General features: G+C 57.3%; 13 protein-coding genes. 5 read left to right on the plus strand and 8 right to left on the minus strand.

Features of this window, described 5'->3' with window-relative positions:
* Window positions 1-26 precede the first annotated feature (26 nt).
* Window positions 27-1,124, plus strand: coding sequence for a redox-regulated ATPase YchF (gene ychF / locus VI215_10835; GenBank protein ID HEY6192804.1), 1,098 nt, complete (start codon window positions 27-29; stop codon window positions 1,122-1,124).
* A gap of 3 nt (window positions 1,125-1,127) precedes the next feature.
* Here ychF and VI215_10840 read toward each other — a convergent pair whose 3' ends face one another.
* The 8 genes from VI215_10840 to VI215_10875 all read right to left on the minus strand — a co-directional run bounded on the left by VI215_10840 (window position 1,128) and on the right by VI215_10875 (window position 9,583).
* Window positions 1,128-2,180, minus strand: coding sequence for a PA0069 family radical SAM protein (locus tag VI215_10840; GenBank protein HEY6192805.1), 1,053 nt, complete (start codon window positions 2,178-2,180; stop codon window positions 1,128-1,130).
* Between the two features lie 265 nt (window positions 2,181-2,445).
* On the minus strand, window positions 2,446-4,980 hold the full coding sequence (locus tag VI215_10845; protein ID HEY6192806.1) for a TonB-dependent receptor: 2,535 nt from the start codon (window positions 4,978-4,980) through the stop codon (window positions 2,446-2,448).
* Window positions 4,977-5,591, minus strand: coding sequence for a hypothetical protein (locus tag VI215_10850; protein ID HEY6192807.1), 615 nt, complete (start codon window positions 5,589-5,591; stop codon window positions 4,977-4,979). The genes VI215_10845 and VI215_10850 overlap by 4 nt, the downstream gene beginning before the upstream one ends.
* Window positions 5,592-5,669: 78 nt before the next feature.
* Window positions 5,670-5,999 carry an iron-sulfur cluster assembly protein gene (locus VI215_10855; protein ID HEY6192808.1) on the minus strand — a complete coding sequence of 110 codons (330 nt, stop codon included), beginning with the start codon at window positions 5,997-5,999 and terminating at the stop codon, window positions 5,670-5,672.
* Window positions 6,000-6,156: 157 nt separating this feature from the next.
* The gene (locus tag VI215_10860; GenBank protein ID HEY6192809.1) at window positions 6,157-6,576 is read right to left on the minus strand and encodes a Rieske (2Fe-2S) protein; all 420 of its coding nucleotides are present in this window, start codon (window positions 6,574-6,576) and stop codon (window positions 6,157-6,159) included.
* Between the two features lie 8 nt (window positions 6,577-6,584).
* On the minus strand, window positions 6,585-7,814 hold the full coding sequence (locus tag VI215_10865) for a hypothetical protein (GenBank protein ID HEY6192810.1): 1,230 nt from the start codon (window positions 7,812-7,814) through the stop codon (window positions 6,585-6,587).
* Entirely contained in the window at window positions 7,798-9,123 is a 1,326-nt protein-coding gene (locus VI215_10870) for a Fe-S-containing protein (protein ID HEY6192811.1), read from the minus strand. Before VI215_10870 ends, VI215_10865 begins: the two co-directional genes overlap by 17 nt.
* 16 nt (window positions 9,124-9,139) lie before the next feature.
* Entirely contained in the window at window positions 9,140-9,583 is a 444-nt protein-coding gene (locus VI215_10875; protein ID HEY6192812.1) for a Fur family transcriptional regulator, read from the minus strand.
* 397 nt (window positions 9,584-9,980) lie between these two features.
* On the opposite strand from VI215_10875, the gene VI215_10880 reads away from it, so the two are divergent.
* From VI215_10880 to VI215_10895, 4 genes are all read left to right on the plus strand, one after another.
* Window positions 9,981-10,739: an SDR family NAD(P)-dependent oxidoreductase gene (locus tag VI215_10880; GenBank protein HEY6192813.1), complete on the plus strand. Its 759-nt coding sequence runs from the start codon at window positions 9,981-9,983 to the stop codon at window positions 10,737-10,739.
* Window positions 10,740-10,884: 145 nt separating this feature from the next.
* Window positions 10,885-12,006 (plus strand): deoxyhypusine synthase, encoded by a 1,122-nt coding sequence (gene speY / locus VI215_10885; GenBank protein HEY6192814.1) that lies wholly within the window; start codon window positions 10,885-10,887, stop codon window positions 12,004-12,006.
* A 73-nt stretch (window positions 12,007-12,079) separates the two neighbouring features.
* Window positions 12,080-12,289 (plus strand): histone H1, encoded by a 210-nt coding sequence (locus tag VI215_10890; GenBank protein ID HEY6192815.1) that lies wholly within the window; start codon window positions 12,080-12,082, stop codon window positions 12,287-12,289.
* Window positions 12,290-12,410: 121 nt separating this feature from the next.
* Entirely contained in the window at window positions 12,411-13,625 is a 1,215-nt protein-coding gene (locus tag VI215_10895; protein HEY6192816.1) for a dipeptidase, read from the plus strand.
* Window positions 13,626-13,713 lie beyond the last annotated feature (88 nt).

A 13,713-nucleotide genomic window follows, 5' to 3' on the forward strand; every position in this document is an offset into this window, starting at 1 on the left:
TTCCATCTCATCCGAGTTATCTAAGAATGGGTTTTAATTGCGGAATCGTCGGACTTCCCAATGTCGGGAAGTCCACGCTGTTTAATGCCATCACGGCCGCCGGAGCTGCCGCGGAGAACTATCCCTTTTGCACGATCGATCCGAATGTCGGCGTCGTCGCGGTGCCCGACAGCCGGCTCGACGAGCTGGTCCGCGTCTACAGGCCCGCGAAGGTAACCCCCACGTCGATTGAGTTTGTCGACATCGCCGGACTTGTGAAGGGCGCGAGCCGGGGGGAGGGGCTCGGCAACCAGTTCCTGGCACACATCCGGGAGGTGGACGCGATTTGCCATGTCGTACGCTGTTTCGAGGATGAAAACGTCGTTCACGTGGACGGGAGCGTCAACCCGAAACGCGACATCGAGATCATCGAGGCCGAATTGATCTTGAAGGACCTCGACACGGTCGAAAAGAAAATGACCGATGCGGAAAAGCGGGGAAAAGGGGGCGACAGGAAAATCCGCGCCGAGGCCGAGTATTACGCCCGCCTGAGAGAGCATCTGCTCTCCGGCCGGCTGGCCCTCTACGAGCGTCCCGAAAACCCCGACGAGTCGCTCCTGCTCAGGGACCTCCACCTCATCACAGCCAAGCCGGTCATGTACATCGCCAACGTGGACGAAAAGCATCTCACGGATCCGGGCGGATTCGTCCAGCCGGTTCGCGAGATCGCTCTGAAGGAGGGGGCGAAAGTGGTCCTCGCCTGCACGAAAATCGAGGCGGAAATCGCCTCGATGCCTTATGCCGAGCGGGAGGAATTCCTGAAGGAGCTCGGTGTGAAGGAATCGGGGCTCGACCAGGTCATCCACGAGGGATATGCGCTCCTCGACCTGATCACGTTTTTTACCTGCGGACCGAAGGAAGTGAGGGCGTGGACAGTCAGGCGCAACACGCCGGCTCCGCAAGCCGCCGGGGAAATCCATTCCGACATCGAGCGCGGTTTCATCCGGGCTGAAGTGATGAAATCCGCGGATCTGATCACCTTCGGGTCCGAGCAGGCGGTCAAGGAACGGGGTCTCCTGCGAAGCGAGGGGAAGGAGTACGTCATCGAGGACGGGGATGTCGTCTTCTTCCGGTTCAACGTCTGATCGTCAACCGAACAGCTCTGTCTGGCTCCGGGGAGCCCTCCGGAAATGATGTGTGGGAAAGCTGTATTCTCTCATGTTCATCCCCAGTTTTCTGCGCGTCACCTCGAAGAGTTGTTTGACGGCCCGCGCGATTTCGCCTTCCCCCTTCATCCTGCTTCCGAAGCGCTGATCGCTCAATTTTCCCCCCCGCATACCGCGGATTCTGCCCAATACTTTCGACGCGGTCTCCGGAAGTTCCCGCTCCAGCCAGTCGATGAAGAGCGGTTCCACCGGACCGGGGAGCCGCAGGATGGTATACGCCGCCGACGAGGCGCCCCGGGCGGCTGCTTCTTTGAGGATCAGGGGTATTTCCCGGTCCGTTAATCCGGGAATGACCGGCGCGATGATCACGCACACCGGTATCCCGTTCGAGGCGAGTGCCTCGATGGTCTCGAGCCGTTTGTACGGGTCTGCGGTCCGGGGCTCCATTTTTCTAACGAGCCCGGGGTCGAGGCTTGTCACCGAAATTGTGGCAAGAACGAGGTCCAGCCGGGCGAGTTCCTTGAGGATATCGAGATCGCGGGAGATCAGCGAGTTCTTTGTGATAATCCCGACGGGATTTCGGAACTCGAGAAAGACCTCGAGGCACCGCCTCGTCAGTTGGAGGGTTCGTTCGACCGGCTGGTAACAATCGGTGTTCCCGGAGAGGCTGACCATCTGCGGTTTCCACGACTTGCGCCTGAAGGCCTCGGCCAGGAGTTCCGGAGCGTCGTGTTTGACGAGGATTCTGGTCTCGAAATCGAGACCTGCGGAGAATCCCAGATATTCGTGACTCGGCCGCGCGTAACAGTAAATGCAGCCATGTTCGCATCCCCGGTAGGGATTGAGGCTGTACGTGAAAGGGACATCGGGGCTGTCGTTCCTGGCAAGGACCGATTTTGACGAATCTTTGTAGAAGACTGTTCGCGGCCGCTCGGCCTCCCCCTCGTACTCTATCTCGAGGGGCTCAAGGTGGAGCGTCTCGAACCGGTTCGGGGTGTTAAAGGACGCGCCCCGACCTTTGATGCTCTCGGGCATGTCAGGATTAGAATGTGTCGGTGAACGATCCTCCCTAAAATAAATATAAGAGTTTTATGGGAAAGATCCGCGCCTACCGCCGCCTCGGACTTGGTAGCCGCAGCCTTTATTAGGCTGCGCCGATCATTCGGGGAGGGTAGCCGCAGCCTTTAGGCTGCGGTCTTTTTCCCGCCATGGCACAGCTCCCCGATCAAAAACCCGCAAGCTAAAGCTTGCGGCTACCGATACCCCGGATCTCGTTCCGCCGCTCCGCGGCGGAAGGCATTTAGAATTCCGCCTTCGCCCCGACCCTGATGCGGCGCGGTTCGTAATAGGCCGCGGGGTCGCCGAGCTCCCCTCCGATTTTCCCGTTCGAATCGACCCACCTGACGTTATCCCTGTTCAGCAGGTTGCGTACATCCGCGTAGAACGTCATCGAGCGTCCATGCTCGCCCCCGAAGCGCCTCGAGATTTTGAGATTGACCAGAAGCACGTCTTCCATCCGCGCATTATTGGGGACGAACAGGGCGTTCGGGTAGAGGGGATTGAATCCGTCCCGGGTCGGGAAATAGGTGTAGGGCCGGGGCGAATTGTAAAGAACGATCAGATCGCCTTCGATTCCGAGCGGCAGTCTCGGCTCGACGTCGAGTTTCAAGGTGTGGCGCTGGTCCCAGCTCAACGGGAAGGTCACAGGAGCGAGCGGAAACCCCCACTGGGCGAAATTGATCCGCTGGTCCGCATATTCGCTGACACCCTCGGTGGTCATGTAGGTGTACGAGACGCTCCCGGAGAGACGCTCGTCGTTTTCGCGGCTGACGACGAATTCCAATCCGCGGGCGAAGGCTTCCGCATTATTGACGTAGGAGGCGAAACCGAAATCCCCCGAGAACTTGCTGTCGAACGGGACGAGCGTCCTGGCGTCGATCTGGTTCTGGATGCTCTTCTGGAAATAGGTCACAGAGCCCACAATTTTTTCCGTGAACTGGCGCTTATACCCGATCTCCCAGGAGATCGTCCGTTCCGGTTCCAGGTTTGGATTTCCGGTCAACACGTTCCGCGACCCTTCCCGAAGCTGAACCGGGGTGATCCCGGAATAGAGATAGTTGAAAAGGGGGAACTGAAAGTACTGGCCGAAGTTGACGAAGAGAAAATCCGCCGGGCCCACGGGGGCCGCGACGGCAACACGGGGGCTCAGCGTTTGCTTAAAGCTTGCCCGTGCGGTGCCCGTCACCCGCTCCATAAACTCACCCGGAGCCGTTGGGACGAATTCGACGACCGGCCGGTCGGCCGTGGGGTCGAGAAAATCCCAGCGGAAACCGAAGCTCGCGTTCGATCCGTCCCGCGCAAGTTCAATCTTGTCCTGCACGAACACGCTCCCCGAGCGGGGATAATACCGGTAACTGTTGCTGTAGTTCAGAAGCGGCGCGTTCGCGACCGGTTTTCCGAAATAGGTAAGCTGCGGCTCATATTTTACAAGTTCGGAGTTCAGGTCGTACCCGTTGAGCTCGAAACCCGCCTTCAACAGGTGCGATCGGATCGCGTCATCGGTGATCTCCCCCTTGAGCGTGTAGATGATCTGGCGGGTGTCCGCCCACCAGTTTCGCTTTCCCCCGATCACATAGCGGAGGAACAAATCGTACTCGTACGGCTCCGGATCGATGCCGGCCTTCGAGTCCTCCCCGATGTGCGCCCCGAGATAAAACCTGCTCAGGCTTGCCGTATAGAAGAGGTGGTCGCCTACCGCGTGGGAGAGGGTCGCGACGAGACGGTACGAATTCCTTTTTTCAGGCGGAAGCCCCGCGAGATTGAAGCGCCAGCCGTACTCATAATCCCGCCAGGTGTGGAGGGAGTACATCCCCTGGACGCTCAGCCGCAGCCGGGGCGAGAAGAGATATTCGAGTTTGTCGAACCCGTCAAATTCCTTTGAGACAGGAGACGAAAAAAACAGGCGGAAGTCCTGCCACCACCTGGTGTCGGTGAGAAGGAAGTCGTTCGACGCGAAGTAGAACAGGCGGTCATGAATGACCGGACCCGATGCGGTGAGTTCCCCCTCCGTGGAGCGATTGCTCTCGGTACTCCAGCTTTCCGGGAGCAGGTTATCCTTTTCGACCCGGAGCGCGGCGGCGCCCGTATTCGAGCCGGACCGGGTGACGACATTGACGACTCCTGAGAGCGCGTTCCCGTATTCGGCTTCGAACCCTCCGGAAACGATCGTCATGCCGGTTATGGAACCCTTCGGGATGGTAGCGCCGGGCCCTCCTCCCATGACATCCTGGATGGGGAGGCCGTCGACGAGGAAGACGACCTCGTCGGTCCTGCCTCCGCGCACGTTTCCTTCGGAGGTCGTTCCGGGCTGAAGAGTGAGGACGTCTGACATCGTGGAGACCGGAAGCTTGTCGAGCTTGACCTCCCCGATCGAAAAGGCGGTCGCGGCCTGGTCTTTCTGTATGAGGGGCCGCTTTGCCTCGACTTCCACTTCGTGCAGTTCGATCGGCGACGGTTCGAGTTCCGCATCGAGAGTGTTGCGCAAATCCGGTATGACGGTGAAGTTCCTGATGACGACTGTCGTGTATCCAAGGAGGCTGAATGAAACTCTGTAGATCCCTGCCCGGACATTACTGATTTCGAAATAGCCGCCGGTGTCGGTGACGCTCCCCTGCGTGGTGGAAAGGATGAGGACGTTGACCGCGGCAAGCGGGATACGCCGCTCCGCGTCGAACACCCGTCCGTTCACGATTCCGGTTGTGCCGCGAAATCCCCGGGCCGCGACCGGATTGTGGAGCGACACAATCAAGAGAATGCCGCCGAGAAGGGGCTTCATTGCAGCACGCAGGGTCCGTCGGTCTGGATGGTCGGGCAGATGTTCCCCGGGACGAAGTCGCTCACCGGTTTGAACGTGAGGAGGATCGGTCCGAGCGGAACGACTCCGGTGTGGTCGAACACCTGTACCTCGCCCGCGATTGTGAGCGTGACCTCGCCGGCGATCCTCCTGTAGGGACAGGCGGGGTCGTCGGAGTAGACGAACGCGTCGCGGCGAACGTCTCTTCCGCTGTCGTCGATGAAGTCCCAGACGTAGCGGAGGTGGATCGGGGCGCCGGGATCGATCGTGAGAACGTTCGAGATGCTGTCGTAATTCGCAAGGGTGAGCAGGCGGGGGCCGAGAGCCGCGGTTGCGTGGAAGGAAGTATCGCTCCTCAGTGTGATCCGGAGCTCTCCTCTCAATAGCGCGGTCGACTGCAGTGTCTCGTCGAAGATATTCCTGACCGCGATGCAGGCCTCGACGTTGTTTTCACGCGTACGGAGGACGTATCGCGCCTCCATCGTTCCCTGGAAGACGTTTTTCGGATCGACCCGGTCGGGGAGTGTTTCGTGGCAGGAGCCTCCGAGGAGAAGGAGGAGAGCGTACAACACGCCCGTTCTGAGATAATTCAATCCAGCCAAGCGCCTGCCGGGTAAAAAAATGGAGGATTCCTGGAGGGTCCCCGTCGGGGGACTTTTAAGGGAGGACGCTTACTTGACGCCGAGTTTTTTCTTCGCCTCTGGCGACATCATCGACGGCTCCCAGCGGGGTTCCCAGACGATCCGGACGTCGGCTTCGTGCACGCCCTCAAGCTTGAGCAACCGCTCCCGGATGTTGTTCGAGATCTGGGCTCCCATGCCGCAACCGGGCGTCGTCAGCGTCATTTTCACGCCGACCCAATCATCGATGATTTTCACATCGTAGATCAGTCCCAGTTCCACCACGCTGATCGGGATTTCGGGGTCGTAGCAGTCCTTGAGCGCCTCATACACCTGCGCTTCGCTCGTCGATTGTTGTTCGGTCGATTGTCGTTCATCCATCGGAGGGTCCTTCCTTTCAGACTCAAGTTACGGTTTTTAGGAACCGATTCCAAAAGCACATAGTGGGTGAGTTTCAACACCCGAGCCTAAAGCCCGCAGCCTAAAGGCTGCGGCTACCAAGTCCGAGGAATCGGTACCCGCAATCTGAAGGTTGCGGCTACAGCAGGATGGTAAGGTTTGTTCCGTCGATGCGGGTCGCCAGCGCCCGGAGGGGTTTACTTGCGGGGCCGCGGGTTGCAGTGCCGTCCAATGCAAAGGTACTGCCGTGGACGCTGCAATAAAAGAGACTCCCGGTGTACTCCAGCTCGTTGGAGGCATGGGTGCAACGAAGCACCAACGCTGTGAACGTGGCGTCGGGGAGCTTGCGAACGGCAATTTCAAAGCCAAGGTTCTTCGGACGCACGATTTGAATCTCGCGGTCCTGAAACAGGGAGAGAGGCAACGAAATAGTCTTGTCTTTCGCGTCCGCCTCGATCGCGGGCACCGAGGCGCACGATTCCAGCTCCGCGAATGTCATCGCCCCGCCGATTGCGACGCAGAGCATGCACGAAAGCCGCAGGAATTCCTTACGCTCCATCACCCACCCTAAAACGACCACCCGATTCCGGCATTGACGAACGTAGTGCCCGACTCGGACGACGCGGCCGTATGAAAAAATCGGATATCCGCCTTCAGCGCAACGCTATTGACCGGCAGGTAGTTCAGTCCAACGATGACATGCTGCTGGTTCAGCCGCTCGTCGATCACCGCGTTCGAGGGGACCTTTGAATTCATATCCAGCTTCTCGTACCTGACGAAGCCGATGAGTTGCGCCCCCTTCATCCTGGAGGAGAGAAGATCATACCCAACCTCAAGGTAAGCCCCATACTCTGATTCTGCAGTGTTGTTGCCGTAGGCCCGATTGAGGGCGAAGGCGTCCGGTATCGAAACGAAGGTGCCAAGAGCCCTGAACGTAAATCCGTTCACGGAATATTGGAGATCCGCCTCGCCCAGACCGACCGGCGTCCCGAAGAAGCCGGAGTTCAACTGCAGGGCGCTTGCGCTGTCGGAATTAACCCCCACGGTCCCGCCATAGTAACCCGAAACCTTCGCCCGCAGATCCCCCCGGTTCCACTGAAGCGAACCGGTGAGCGCCCCGTTGTTCGCCGTCGCAAGACGGCCCTCAAATCTTCCCTCACGAATGCCGCTTCCGTTCTCGAACGCCGCTCCCGACAACCCCGTGACGAGTCCGGCGCTGTATGTCAACGGCGTCCCGTTGATGCTTCCATAAAAACCGACACCGATCTCCCGCCACGTGGAGGGGATGATATAGGTCTCGACCTGTGTACGTTCATTGCCGTTAAATGAGGTCGGAAGATGATCCTCGTTCAAAATCCCGAGCGGAGGCAGAAACAATCCCGCCTTAAAATAGTTCATCGGGTCGAGACTGAACTTCACATAGGCCTGTTCGAATGCGACTTCGCCCCCCTCTTCCCCGCCTGTCACTTTCGCGTCTTCCACCTCGAGCTCACTGAAAAAAGAAATATCCGGGCTGAACCGGTGGCCCACGAACAGTACCACGCGCTCCAAATCGGCCGTGGCGGTCTGTGAAGCGGAATTATGCTGGTAGAGAGCATTTCCGTATCCTCCGATGTCCGTGGAAGGCTCAAACCTCCAATTCGCATTGAGAGAATCTTCCGCCGTGCCCCCCGCCTTCTGTGCGTAAAGCGCACTTGTTGAACAAATGAGGAGCGATGAGAGGAGCAGTTGTTGCGCCGGGAACCGGGCTACCATCAGGGTGGAGATGAACGCGGTGAGCCTATTTTGAATCCTCATTGATATCGAAATATTTTCGTTTGCTCTGGAGGTCGCTGAGCTTGATCTCGATATTCCCTCCGCTCAGGCGGGATGGGAGATAGATGGGTGCGCAGCCGTTTCCCTCCATCGATCCGCTGTTATTCTCGTCCGGTTCGGCCTCCCCGCGGGTGAGATGGAGTTTGCTGAGGGGGGAAGGGGCGTCGCATTGCGAACAGATCAACTCGCCGTTCTTCAGGTAGTACCGGCCGAAGCTGTAGCAGGCATAGCAGGCGTCAAAGGCGGTTGCGAACTTGCCGAAGCCCGTCCGGAGGACAAAAAAACGGATCGTCAGGCCCGCATCGGTGATGGAATATCGGTGGAGGTTATTATCGCTCACCTGGCTAACGGGGATTTCGATTAGCCCGGAGGCGGGAGTCGAAATTGTCTTCGCCGAGAGGTCCATTTCTGTGTTTGACGAAAAGATATCTCCCACGCCGAGGAAAAAGATGATGCAGATGGAGGCGACGCCCGCGCTCAACTGCCATCTTCGCGAACCCCGGGCCCTCCCGGGCAATGCGGGATCCCCGGCAGGAGGGATGCCGGCCGGCTGCTTGGCCGGTTTCCCCGGAATCAGGAGCATGATCGCCGGAATGCTCAGGATTGCGAGGATGAAGAGGATGTTGTTCTGGACGATCGGCCCCAGGAGCCCCATCATCTTCGGGTTGGCGGGGAACACCCCGTACTCGTAAAACTCGTGAAACGCGTTCACGATCAGCTGGACGGTGAAAATCAAAAGGGTGACGGCGGTGACCCGCAGGAACCGGGTGATATTGATTCGCAGGCTCCCCCGGATGAAGAGGACGGCGAAGATGGCCGCCATCGCCAGGCCGATTACAGTCCCCCAGATGCTGCGCCACGCGCCCGTGCTTAACGCCACGGCCTGAAGGAAAATCGCCGTCTCGATTCCTTCCCGGACGATCATCAGGAAGGTGAAACTCAGGATGCTGGCGTGGGATTTCCAGGAGGTGGTCGACTCGACGATCGAGCTGATCCGGGCCTCGATTTCGCGTCGGATCTTCTTTGCGGTGAGCCACATCCAGGCGATCATGGAGATCACGAAGACCGCCGCGGCGAGCATAAACCAGCCCTCCAGGGATTCCTGGTCGATCGCGAACTTCTGAAGAAGAACGGCGCCTCCGACACTCGCGAGGAGCGCGAGGACAAGGCCGGTGTAGACCGAAGTCACGAGGGACGGCCTTTCGATCTTCCTCAGGTACACGATGAGGATCCCGAGGACGAGCGCGATCTCTATTCCTTCGCGCAGGGCGATGATCATCGATTCAATCATTGGCGGTCACTTGATATCATTTCTTTTTTGACTGGCAGGCCTGGCAGACGCCGAAAATCTGCAGGGTGGAGTTATGGGGCTTGAATTTATGCTCGGAGCAGACTTCCTGCTGCAGCTTGTCCAATTTGTCGTTAACGAACTCAATGATGTCGCCGCATTCCAGGCAGATCAGATGGTCGTGGCGTGGCCGCCCGAAGGCCTTTTCATACCGGGAGTGGTTTTCGCCGAAGCGGTACCTGGAAATCAAGCCGCAGTCGACAAGCAGGTCGAGTGTATTATAGACGGTGGCCCGGGAAACTTGCACCCCTTTTGCGTTGAGCTTTGCGAAAAGGTCGTCCGCGTCGAAGTGACCCCCTGTATGCATAATCTCATCGAGCAGGAGAAAGCGCTCGCGCGTCGGACGGAGCTTTTTCTCTTCGAGATATTGAATCAGGATGTCTTTTGCAGCCGAATCGTCCACGGAGGAGGAGGGTATTTAGAATTGGTCTAAATATAAACAATATCCCGAGTTGAGTCAAGAAAAATCAACGGGGAGAGATGCTTGACCAGGTTCTCTGGATCTTGATTATGACCGATGTGAACAAACATAGCCTAAAGGCTGCGGCTACCAAACCCGAGGAATCGGTAGCCGCAAGCTTTAGCTTGCGGGTTTTTGATCGAGGAGCTGTGCCATGCCGGGGAAAAGACCGCAGCCTAAAGGCTGCGGCTACCAAACCCGAGGCACCGGTAGGCGCGACCTTCAGGTCGCGTGACGGTGAGACAGCGAAATTCAGCGGGTATAGCTTGGGAGCCAATGTTTGATCCGATCTGAGGAATCTTGTACATTCAATAGTTTTTTCACTATTCGCGGGGATTTGATGCTCGATTTCAAGGATCGGATTGCGGTGGTTACGGGCGGCTCAAGGGGTATCGGCGCTGCCGCCTCCATTTTGCTGGCGAAGGCGGGCGCCAATGTGGCGGTGCTCTATGCCGCAGACAGGGCCGCGGCGGTAAGCACCTGCAGAAAGATTCAGGCGCTTGGAAGATCCGCCGAACCTTTTCGCTGCAGAGTGCAGAATTATCAGGAATGCAAGGCTGTCATCTCGTCGATCCTGAAGAAGTTCGGCCACATCGATATTCTCGTCAATAGCGCAGGTATTTGGGAAGAGGGGAAGATCGGATCTATGTCACCGGCCCATTGGAGCAGGACGATCGCGATAAACCTTACAGGCACCTTCAACATGTGCGATTTGATAGTTCCAAAGATGAAAGCGAGGCAATTTGGCCGTATTATCAATCTCTCGAGCACGGCCGGACAGAGAGGGGAGGCTGATCATTCTGCCTATGCCGCTTCCAAAGGAGGGATTATCTCTTTCACGAAGTCGATCGCGGTGGAACTCATTCCATTTGGAATTAGAGCCAATTGCGTAGCCCCGGGGTGGGTGCGGACTGACATGGTGTCGCATGTGATGCGTTCAAAGAAGCAGGAAGGAGCAATCCTCAACACGATCCCGCGAGGAAGGATAGGAACCCCCGGCGAGGTGGCTGGATCCATCCTTTTTTTGGCATCCGGATTAGCCGAGCATGTCGTTGGGGAAGTCATCAACGTCAACGGAGGTAGCGTTCTGTGCGGATAAAAGGCTCAAAATCCATTGATTTCAGAACCTTTCCCAATACCTGCAAATTCTTTGATTTTTGAAAGATTTTACTTGTTTAATTCTTCGAATTTTGTATATTTGAGCCATAAAATTGAGAAGCTTTGATTTCACATCGGAAAACTGATTGGCTGAGAACAAGAAAAACGACCTCAAAGGAAAACGAATTGTACCGAGACCAATACCCAAGGATGCCAGGGTGAGTGATCTCGTGGATAATTATTATCAAGCATATAACGCCGGTAGAATCCGCGAAGCATGCCATCTTATGGTGGAAAAGATACTTGCGCGTGATTCCACGGTCGGAATGAGCATTACAGGTGCGCTTACCCCTGCCGGTTTGGGCGGTTCTTGCATAGTCCCCTTGATGAAGGCGGGGTTTGTCGATTGGGTGGTCAGTACTGGTGCGAATCTCTACCACGACACGCATTTTGCAATCGGGCATTCACTCCATCGCGGTTCCCCGTTTGCGGATGACCGGTTGCTCAGAAAGAAGGGTATCATCCGTATTTATGACGTAGTTTTTGACTATGACGTCCTTCTTTCGACAGATGCCTTTTTCCGCCGTCTTTTCAGGTTGCCGGAGTTTCAACGGGAGATGGGAACAGCGGAACTGCACAACCGTCTCGGGAAGTATGTAGCTGAGCGCGAGCGGCTGGCAAGGGTCAAAAACAGCAGTATTTTGGCGACGGCCTACAAGTGCGGGATCCCGATCTATACCTCTTCACCCGGGGATAGCTCCATCGGGATGAATATTGCGGAAGTTGCCCTCGACGGGTACAAGATCAAGCTGAACGTCCTCCTCGATGTCAACGAGTCGGCGGCGATCGTGCTTTCAGCGAAGCGGCAAGGCGGCAAGAGCGGGGTTGTCATCCTGGGAGGGGGCTCTCCCAAGAACTTCGTTCTGCAGACTGAACCCCAGATACAGGAGGTGCTCGGCATAAAGGAGAAGGGGCACGACTATTATCTGCAAATAACGGACGCTCGTCCCGATACGGGCGGGCTTTCCGGCGCAACTCCGGGAGAGGCAGTCACGTGGGGGAAGGTCGACCCCGATAAGCTGAGGGATACCGTCGTGGCCTATGTGGACTCGACGATAGCGGTTCCGATCATGACATCGTACGTCCTGGCCAAAGTGAGGCCGCGGCGCCTCAGGCGGCTGTACGACAGGCGGGAAGAACTGATGCGGGGCTTGCACAGTGAGTATCTTAAATCCAAGAAGCAAAGATCAAAGTCCAGATATAAATAATCCATTCCCCTGGTAGATGGGGACCGGCCGGATCGACGGCGGGAAATTTCACTCACAATATGGAGTAAAAACAATGAGCAGATTCACTGAATTGCGTGACCTGTTGACCAGTTTCGAGAAGGATTTCATCAAATTCTACGAAAAGGGAAACAAGTCAGCCGGAACCCGCGTCCGGAAAGAGATGAACGAACTAAAAAAGAAGGCCCAGGAAATCCGCAAGGAAATCCAGGACATCAAGCAAAAGGCAAAAGAAGCAGAGGGCTCGGGCACGCCGGGCATGTAATCCACACCGGATCTTTCTTGTTGAGAGACTCCTGTCGATCCCCACGGGGACTGGCACGGAGTCTCTCGTTTTTGGAGCGCGCCTTCGCCGGAATCATCGACGTGGCCGCAGAACTGGAGGTATGTTCACGTTGAATTCACTCGGAAAGAGTCTGTTGACTCCGGCCCTCTCGCTCGTCCTTTTCGGGTCGATCATGGGGTTCGGCGCCGGTGAGAGCGATTACCGGAAACTCCACTTCGATGCCCTGGTTGTGGACACCCACAACGACGTCGTCCAGCGAATCCTCGCGGGGGAGGATATCTCGAAGCTCACCAGGCACGGTCAATCCGACCTTCCCCGGTTTCGCGAAGGAGGCCTCGATGTCGAAATGTTTTCGATCTGGGTCCCGCCGGAGAAAAAATCGCGCTCCTATTTCGATCAGGCGGATGAGCAGATCGATTCCGTCGAAAGCTTCGTCCGGCGCAACCCGTACGAGGCAGGTCTGGCGCATTCATCCGCCGAATTGGAGCGGCTGGTCAAGGATGGCAAATTTGTCGCGATGCTTGGGATGGAAGGCGGGCATCCGATCGCCGACGACCTTCACAAGCTCGAACACTTCTACGCACGCGGGGTCCGGTATATGACCCTCACCTGGAACAACAGCACCGACTGGGCGACCTCGGCCAAAGATGAAACCGACCCCGATGCCCGCCTCCCCAGGAAAGGGTTGTCGAGCTTTGGAAAAAAGGTCGTTCGCCGCATGAACCGGCTGGGGATGATGGTCGACGTCTCCCACGTCGGGGAGAGGACGTTCTGGGATGTTATGAAGGTGACCAGGAAACCGGTCATCGCATCGCATTCCTCCGCCTGGGCCCTGTCCCATCACCGGCGGAATCTCAAAGACAACCAGCTCAGGGCGATCGCGAAGAACGGGGGGGTGGTTTTCATCAATTTTGCCCCCTGGTTCATTGACAGTACTTATTCGGCGAAGGAGACCGCGCTGGAGGAACGGTATAAACCCCGGATCGATTCGATCAGGGGGTCGATCAAGGGGGACGATTTCATCAAGGATCAATTTACCGCCGAGGCGCTCAAGACCGAGTATGAGCCGATTCGGCCGACCCTCGCGACGCTGATCGATCACTTCGACTACGTCGCGAAGCTGATCGGCGTCGACCATGTCGGAATCGGATCCGATTTTGACGGCATCCCGGTCACCCCTCGGGGAATGGACGACGTGACTCATCTTCCGAACATCACCCGGGAGCTGCTCCGCAGGGGGTATTCCGAAACGGACGTCAGAAAGATCCTCGGGGAGAACTTCCTCCGGGTGTTACGGGAGGTGGAACGGCACTAGCTGCCGGCAGTGTCATCCTGAGGGAGCGGAGCGACCGAAGGATCTGGCTCTACCCCCGACAAATGGGATGAGATCCTTCGCTGCGCTC

The sequence above is a fragment of the Bacteroidota bacterium genome (genome assembly GCA_036522515.1).
GTDB lineage: Bacteria > Bacteroidota > Ignavibacteria > UBA10030 > SZUA-254 > VBOC01.